This window comes from Micromonospora sp. MP36, from assembly GCF_008119785.1.
Lineage (GTDB): Bacteria > Actinomycetota > Actinomycetes > Mycobacteriales > Micromonosporaceae > Micromonospora.
On the sequence record NZ_VSFA01000189.1, the window covers coordinates 1 to 7,478 of the forward strand.

At 68.8% G+C, this 7,478-nt stretch carries 8 protein-coding genes and 1 pseudogene; 5 read left to right on the top strand and 4 right to left on the bottom strand.

Features of this window, described 5'->3' with window-relative positions:
• Positions 1 to 273: sensor histidine kinase KdpD (locus FXF52_RS39725; protein WP_148804801.1), on the top strand; the 273-nt coding region annotated here is incomplete at its 5' end.
• 386 nt (positions 274 to 659) lie between these two features.
• Here FXF52_RS39725 and FXF52_RS39730 read toward each other — a convergent pair.
• Complete coding sequence (locus tag FXF52_RS39730; protein ID WP_148804802.1) at positions 660 to 860, bottom strand: hypothetical protein; 201 nt, start codon at positions 858 to 860, stop codon at positions 660 to 662.
• Between the two features lie 181 nt (positions 861 to 1,041).
• Here FXF52_RS39730 and FXF52_RS39735 point away from each other — a divergent pair, with 181 nt between their 5' ends.
• The gene (locus tag FXF52_RS39735; RefSeq protein WP_148804803.1) at positions 1,042 to 1,359 is read left to right on the top strand and encodes a hypothetical protein; all 318 of its coding nucleotides are present in this window, start codon (positions 1,042 to 1,044) and stop codon (positions 1,357 to 1,359) included.
• A 131-nt stretch (positions 1,360 to 1,490) separates the two neighbouring features.
• On the opposite strand, the gene FXF52_RS39740 is transcribed toward FXF52_RS39735, so the two are convergent.
• On the bottom strand, positions 1,491 to 1,886 hold the full coding sequence (locus tag FXF52_RS39740) for a hypothetical protein (RefSeq protein WP_148804804.1): 396 nt from the start codon (positions 1,884 to 1,886) through the stop codon (positions 1,491 to 1,493).
• Between the two features lie 102 nt (positions 1,887 to 1,988).
• On the opposite strand from FXF52_RS39740, the pseudogene FXF52_RS43715 reads away from it, so the two are divergent.
• Positions 1,989 to 2,072 (top strand): annotated as a pseudogene (locus FXF52_RS43715) (hypothetical protein); the annotation flags it as partial.
• Positions 2,073 to 2,635: 563 nt separating this feature from the next.
• Positions 2,636 to 3,031 carry a hypothetical protein gene (locus FXF52_RS43720; protein ID WP_255472872.1) on the top strand — a complete coding sequence of 132 codons (396 nt, stop codon included), beginning with the start codon at positions 2,636 to 2,638 and terminating at the stop codon, positions 3,029 to 3,031.
• A 40-nt stretch (positions 3,032 to 3,071) separates the two neighbouring features.
• Here FXF52_RS43720 and FXF52_RS39750 read toward each other — a convergent pair whose 3' ends face one another.
• Together FXF52_RS39750 and FXF52_RS39755 are read right to left on the bottom strand one after the other, a co-directional pair.
• On the bottom strand, positions 3,072 to 3,596 hold the full coding sequence (locus FXF52_RS39750; protein WP_148804805.1) for a hypothetical protein: 525 nt from the start codon (positions 3,594 to 3,596) through the stop codon (positions 3,072 to 3,074).
• Between the two features lie 405 nt (positions 3,597 to 4,001).
• Positions 4,002 to 6,767: a LysM peptidoglycan-binding domain-containing protein gene (locus FXF52_RS39755; RefSeq protein ID WP_148804806.1), complete on the bottom strand. Its 2,766-nt coding sequence runs from the start codon at positions 6,765 to 6,767 to the stop codon at positions 4,002 to 4,004.
• A 202-nt stretch (positions 6,768 to 6,969) separates the two neighbouring features.
• On the opposite strand from FXF52_RS39755, the gene FXF52_RS39760 reads away from it, so the two are divergent.
• Positions 6,970 to 7,478, top strand: a 509-nt coding sequence (locus FXF52_RS39760) for an IS607 family transposase (protein ID WP_148804807.1), incomplete at its 3' end; no start/stop codon positions are given.

A 7,478-nucleotide genomic window follows, 5' to 3' on the forward strand; every position in this document is an offset into this window, starting at 1 on the left:
CACAGCGACACGAGCGTGCTGCGGGTCGAGAACACGGGTCGCCGACTCCCACCGGAACTGGTACCGACCCTCACCGAACCCTTCCAGCGCGGAACAGAACGCGTACGCACCGACGAGCACGCTGGCGTCGGCCTCGGCCTGGCCATCGTGCACAGCATCGTCCGCGCCCACAACGGGACCCTCGACCTCGTCCCCAGCCCCAACGGCGGTCTCCTAGTCACAGTCCAGCTTCCCAGCACGCCCGGATCAAGGAGCGGCAGGACCGGGGGCTGATTGCCGCGGCCTCGGGCTGCTCGGCTGTCATTACACAAGGTGGCCGAAGGGCCTGGATGCTTGGCCTTCTGCCAGGTCACGGCGCGCCTGATCGGGCGGTTCGGGCGCCGCCACATGCGGTTTCATGTTTGCCCAGCTCAGAGGTTATCGGTGGGCCGCCAGGGACTCGAACCCTGAACCCCTCCGGCGGTCTGTGGATCATCTCAGATCGGGCGGATCGGCGTCCTGACCTGGGCGAGGTCTCTCGTTGCCTTACAGCGGTTGACAGCCCTTGTCGACGTCAGTTGTGCCCAGCTTGCGCCCGACGATCTTGCCAGTTCATCGCTCACCGTCCAGGTTCCGGTCTGGTCCTTGACCCCGCCGGGGCGGTTGTTCACCCCACCCACTCAGGTGTAGACGCCGCACCAGTACTCGTCGCGGGACACCTTGAAGTCGTCGGGCCTGGTTCGCCGCAGAAGCTCGTACCGGTCCGCGAAGACGTCAATCGCTCGTTGGAGGCTGCACCCCTCGGCCTCACGAATTGCCTGCATCGCTGAGATGATCCGCCGTTGCACGATCAGGTCGTCGATCGACTGCCAAGCGTCCACGCGGCTATCTTGCAGGACGACTGTCAGCTTGGGAATCGGATTGATCTACACGTGGCGTGACCGGCTGACCTAGCCCTGCGCTACGTAGGGTTGAGGGCCGACCCCTTTGAGCACCGTTGCGTGCCGGTGTTGACCGCTGCATCGGGCACGGATCGGGCACGCCGCAGACCGGAGGAGTGGAGTGGACGACTACGCCAGGGTGATGGCAGCCTTCGAGCAGCTGCGTGCGGCGGGAAGCCCGCTTCTTCGTACCTCCGAGCAAGGCGAGCGGATTGCCAAAGTGGCGTTCCGGCGTTGGCGAAGCTTCGACCGGCGATCCCGTGTTCGTCGCCCCTCTCGCGCCGATCGCATCCGAGACCTGGCTCACGGCCTGGCCGACGCCCTGGAGGCCGATCCGCGTCTGGTCGGGCCCCTCATGCGCGACTATGAGTGCCTAGCGAAAGCCTTCGCCGCTGTCATTGATCCGGTGGCCGATGGGGACGCGACCTCTTCTGTGTGAACGAACCAGCACGGCTCCCTGGCCTGCAGTGACAGCAAGCGTGACCTGCGGGAACAGTGCAGGTACGTCCCCGCTCGTCCGCCACAGTCCGCGCACGTCGTCACTCACCTGGTCACCCAGGCGAGGACTCGTCACCACCTGCGGAGATTGCAGATATCCCGAGCTGCCTGCCGGATGAGAGCTCCGACCTTCCGGGTGTCGACGTTGCCTCTCGCTGCGCCGGAATAGCGAGAAGTCTCCCGCACCAGGAGAACCGCACCGATCCAGCCCACCATGATCCCCAGCACCATGGCGACAAAGAGCAGCATCACGAGCGGCACAAGAACGCTCTCTGCGACTCCGAGGCGGACCAGCAGCATCAGCAAGGCCGTGACCGGGAAGAGCAAAGCAAGCCGCATCCCCCTGACGAACACGCGGTATCTGTAGGACTCCGCAATCGTGGGCATGTCGGGGCTATCCAACTGGCTCTCCACTCCGACCTCAGGCGCTCGCCACACAATCGCACCCTGCGTCAACATCTGCGCCATCCCGATGCTCCTATGGAGGTCAAGGGGTGAGAGCGGCGAAGTCGGGAGAATGGCATCGTCGCCCGCAACACCAAACCCCGCACCCCGACCACCACTGGGAAGGTGGAACGGTTCCACCAGAGCTTGCAGGGTGAGTGTCTGGACGGGCGGGTGTTCGCCACCCTGGAGGAGGCCCAGGCCGCAGTGGACGCGTTCGTCGCCGAATACAACTACGACCGGCCCCACCAGGGCATCGACGACGCCTTCCCCGGCGACCGGTTCCACCGCCCCGCCGCAGGACGGGACCGGTCCGAGGCGGAGGCCCTGCCGCTGCGCCTGCCGTCCGGGCTGCTGCCCGGGCCACCACCGGCCCCCAGGAAGCCACCCGCCGTCGAGATCGACAACCCGTCCGTGACCGTGTCCACCGGCCGGCCGCAACCGGTGCAGCTGGTCCGGGTGGTGCCACCATCGGGCAACCTGACCGTCGCCCAGCAGCAGATATGGCTCGGCCCCGCCCTCGCCGGCACCCCGGTCACGATCTGGGTCGACACCGACCGACTGCACGTCCTGACCGCCGACGGCGCCCGAATCAAGTCCAGCCCGTCCCGGCTGTCCCAACGCGACCTCGCCCGGCTCCTGGCCGACGGCGGCACACCGGCCGGCCCGTCCCACTGCCGCAGCCCGAACCACGGACCACCGCCGTCGAGGTCGACCGGGTCGTCAACGCCTGCGGCGGGATCAGCATCGCCGGCCGGCAGATCAGCGTCGGCATGCCGCTTGCCGGTCAACGGGTCCGGGTCCGCCTCGACGGCATCCTCCTGCACATCATCGACGACGCCGGGCAGCTGCGCCGCACTCTGCGCTGCCCACTACCGCCCACCGCGCTCGGCCGCATCCGCGACGCCCGACCCGCCTCACCAGTCCCACCACCGGCCACTGCCCCGATGGTCGAGCGGATCGTGTCGGTCAATGGCAGCATCCAGGTCGCTGGACAACGCATCCAGGTCGGCAAGGTCCACGCCCGCAAACTCGTCACCGTCGCCCTCGACGAGCACACCATCACCAACTGCGACGCCGACAGCCCGATCGCAGCCGTGCCCCGCCGCAGCACCACCGAGCTGAACCGCACCAAGGCCAAACACCAGATCACGGTCACCGCTGGGTAAGCCCTCGCACCGGGAAGCAGGGCCGTTTCTGCGCTGGTGGCTACCACGGCCAATGCGTGGCCAGGTGGGCTGGCTCGTCACCCGGCGACACCACGAACACGTGCTCGACGCTGTCATCGAACACCAGCAGCGGCCCGGACCGCGATGCCAGCGCCACCACTGCGGCCAGCACCGCACTGCCGGATGGCTTGCGGAACCCGATGTCGGTCACGGCCTGGCTGAGCTCCACCGGCTCGTCATCGTCGACGCCATCGACGCCCAGGCTGACCTCGCCCAGGTCCATGCCGCCCACCGCCGCGCAGGTGGCCGGGTCCGGGCAGCCCGGGAGATCGCGGGTCAGGTCATGCCCGGCGACCCGGAACCACGGCACGCCGTGACAGCCGGCCTCCCGAAACGCGGACAGGACCTGCGCCACTGTCGGCAATTCACGGGCCGCCGGTGGCTCCTCGGGCAGACCAAAGGACGACTCAGCCCCGGCTGCCCACTCGAGTCCACCGTCTGCGGCCGCGGTGTGCAGGGGCGTCACCAGCAAACGCCAACTCACAGCACGCATCGTGCCATCCAACGGCCGGAACCCCGAGACGCGAACAGTCCCGTCCCGGACGGCCTCGCCCTACGATCGATCCAGGCACCAGACCTATTCGATCACGGCCTGGCGTCAAGCATCCTCCGACGCCGTTTCGTCAACCATCATGCGAGACCAGGCATGGCCGGCAGCCCGGTCTCCGGCGGCCGGCTGTCGTACTCCGGTTGATGCCGAAGAAGGACCGGCCTCGTGGCGTGGTGGGAGCCCTTCTCCGGCGGGCCGACAGCAAACGGCGAGACGTCTCCGCGAGTCAAGATCAGCGCTAGGTTGTGCCCTGGTCGTGCCCGATGATCTCTTCCCCGCGTTGTCGCAGTTCAGAGGCGGTAGCTGGCGGGCCGCCAGGGACTCGAACCCTGAACCTGGCTGCGCCAGGACGGATGGTGCTCACGCCTCGGCCAGGCTGTTGCGGAGTTGGTTGGCGAGCGCGATCGTTGTTTCTTGGGGTTCGGCGTCGATGTCGGTCAGGGCTCTGGTCAGGGCGCGCAGCAGGGTGCGGATGCCGTCGGCGTCGCCGAGAGCGTGGCGGGTGTGCATGGCGCGGGTGTAGAGGGCTTCGTTGTAGCGGTCGAGGCCGATGGCCTTGTCGAGCAGTGCGGATGCGCCCTGCGGGTCGGTGTCGATCAGGTCGTCTGCGAGCAGCAGGTGGGCTTCGGTGCCCCATCGGCGGGCGGTCTCCCGATGTGGCTGGAGCCATTCGTAGTCCTGGCCGTCCGCGAGGGGCGCGGTGGAGAGGTCGCAGGCGGCGGTGAGTAGCTCGCGGCGGCGGGGGCCGCTGGCGACGGTGGCCGCACGGAGTAGGTCCCGCAGTGTCCAGACGTCGACATCGACGGTGGCCGGGTCGAGTCGGTAGCGGCCGGCGGTCTTGATGAGGTAGGCACTCTTCGCATCAGCGGTGCCAGCACGAGCGAGGACGTGTCGTAGGTTGCTGGCGTTGGTGTGTACGCGCTGGTCGGCTTGGCTGATGCGGGCGTCTGGTTCGAGGTATTCGCCGATGTCGCGGGTGGTCATTCCGTCGGGGTGGCAGGCCAGAAAGACGGCCAGTTCGAGGGCCTTGGCCCGCAGGGGTCGGCCGGGTCGGGTGATGTCCTCAATCCGCGGCTGCCCGAGAACCCGCAGTCGTACCTTACCGGCGATGGCGTCGGCGGGCAGCGTGATGACCGGGGTCGGCCGGTCGGAGGGCTTGGTGGCGCGGCTGGCATGCAGCGGGACGACCGTGACCGGTAAGGCGGGCGACGCGACAGCGGGCGGTTCACCGGTCTGCGCCTCTCGCAGGGTCGTGAGGATCTGGATCGCCGCCTCGGATTCGAGTACGGGCAGGCGCGCTGGCAGTGGCGCGTCCGGCTGGCCGGACACCATGTTGGTGTGGCCGTCCGCAGTGACTTCGACGGTGGCGCCGTGAGCCCACTCTCCCAGTAGTAGGGCGGACACACGCAGGGCGCGGCCGAAGGCGAGGACGGCTTCGGCGCGCGTGCGGGCACCTGCGGGTGGGGTGTGGGCGATGAGCATCAGGGGTGGCAGCGTTTCCTCGTCGGGGGCGTGCTGGCGCAGGGTGTCCAGGTCCGTGAGGGCGTGCTCGTCGAGGATGCGGCTGCGGTGCAGGAGCGTGGCCTCGATCACCGTGAGTGCGTCGGCGATGCTGTCGGCGATGTGTAGCCGTGGCCATGGCTGGAGGTTGGCTGTGTCGGGGCCGAGCAGTGTTGCCAGGGTGGCGACGTCGATGACCACTTCACCACGTGCGTCGGGGTGGTGCGGGTCGCCGGATGCCAGGGCCGCGACGAGGGCGGCGCGGGCTGCGGCGTGCGCGCCGTCGCCGACGACGCCGGTCGTGCCGCTGGGCAGTGGCGTCAGGTCGGGGACGAGGGTAGGCGGCTCGGTGTTCTGGCTGTCCGGGTTTGGCAGTTCGGTGTTGCGGGCGACGGCGCGCCGCAGGTGGAGTACGGGTGGCGGCAGTTGCGTGGGCGGGTCGGTGTCGGGCTCGCCGGTGTAGCGGCGCCGGCGCTGTGCCCAGACCAGCGCGGCGGCGGCGCTGATCGCGGCGGCGAGCGACCAGGGCAGCCAGTTGGCTGGGGACAGCTGCACACCGTGCTCGTCGGTTGCTCCGGCCGAGCTCCGCGTGCCGTTGACTGTTGGCGAGGTGGACGGCGACGCCGTGACGGTCGGGGTAGCGGGCTCCGCAGATGGGCTTGGTACTCGTACCCCGTGAGTTGCCGGTGCAGGGCTGTCGGGGACGGTGGCCGCGTCGTGTTCGTTCGTTGTGGACGACGGCGTGGGGCTCGACGCGTCCTTTGGAGTGCTGGGCGGTGGCGAGGGGGTGACGGCCGCCGGCGGTGGCGCCGGCGGACGGGACGGGGCCGTCGGGGTGGCAATCTGCGGTGGGCGGGCATCAGCGGGCAGCCGCAGGTCCCAGCCGGGATAGATGAGGTCGCAGTCGCGTAGGGCGCCGCCGGCTCGAGGGAAGTGGCGGTGCTTGTTCAGGCGGCAGATCTCCGGCCACCGGCCGGCGTCGCCGAGCCACTCCTTGGCGATCTTGGACAGGGTGTCGTTTCGTTCGACGGTGTAGAGGTAGCGGGTGCCGGCGACCTGGATGAGCACGGGTCCTCGCGCAGCGGCTTGCCGCGGAATGACCCCCGCATCGTCGGTCGAGGCGACAGCTGCGGGTGACCTGCCGCCGCCGTCGGCGACGTTGAGGTTGCCGACGGAGGTGACTGCGATCGCCGCGGTGCCGGCCAGGCCGAACACGAGCCGGTGCAGCGGCGCGGGAAGCCGCAGTACCGGGATCCGCCATCGGGTCACCAGCGCGAGCAGTTCGGCAACCAGCAGCAGCGCCAGCACAGCCCACAGCAGCCACAGCGCCCAGATGGCCGCGCCGGTAAGCGCGTTCGGGGTGAACCGTCCGCTCGGCTGATCGAACCACGCCACGAACTGCGTCCATGACGGCAACCGCCGCACGGGGTTCCCGCCGAGGAACAGCAGCAGCGCCGGTGTCCCGCCAAGGAAGACCGCTGCGCCGAGGACAGCGCGGATCAGCCGGACCACGGTCGCTGCCGGCCCTGTCCGACGGCGAGGCGGTGACGGGACGGGCGGGGTGTAGACCGTGGGGTGCACGTATTCGGCCAGCCGGTCACGTCCGTCCCGGGACTCCTGCGGCACTCTGTTCCTCCCTGCGACCGACACTGAGCTTCTTCCCCACATACACCGCAATGAGTGGTGATGACCATCCCGCGACGAAGGATTCTTTTGCGCGCGCATGGTGAAGATCACCCGACGAGACGGTGGTTGACGATCTACTCCCTCCTCGGGAGCAGCTACTAGTGGTTGCTTTCCCTTCTAGGGCTGTCCATAGTTGACAATCGTGGGCAGTGTCTATCGGATCGGCGAGTTTGCCAAGCGGGTGGGCCGTTCGGTGAGCACGGTGCGCCGGTGGGAGGCGGAGGGTCGGATCACGGCCCGTCGTCTGCCGTCCGGTCAGCGGTATTTCGACGATTCTGATGTGCGTCGGGTGCTGCAGCCGGGCTTCGACGCCGACCGGCGGAAGGTCGTGGTGTACTGCCGGGTGTCGTCGCCGGGTCAGAAGTCGGACTTGGGCTCGCAGGTGGCGGCGATGCAACAGTTCTGCCTCGCTCGCGGTCTGGCCGTGGACGAGTGGGTCAGCGAGGTTGGCGGCGGGATGAACCTGCGCCGCAAGAAATTCCTGGCGTTGATGGATGCCGTCGACCGGGGTGAGGTCGCCACGCTGGTGGTGGCCCACAAGGACAGGTTGGCCCGGTTCGGGTTCGACCTGGTGGAGCATCTGGCGGCGCGCGGCGGCTGCGAGATCGTCGTCGCCAACCAGGAGTCCCTGTCCCCACGGCAGGAGCTGGT

Bases quoted from the DNA above. Each gene is read 5' to 3' on its own strand.
- FXF52_RS43720 (WP_255472872.1), top strand. From the start codon at position 2,636: ATGCCGCTTGCCGGTCAACGGGTCCGGGTCCGCCTCGACGGCATCCTC.
- FXF52_RS39740 (WP_148804804.1), bottom strand. From the start codon at position 1,886: ATGGCGCAGATGTTGACGCAGGGTGCGATTGTGTGGCGAGCGCCTGAG.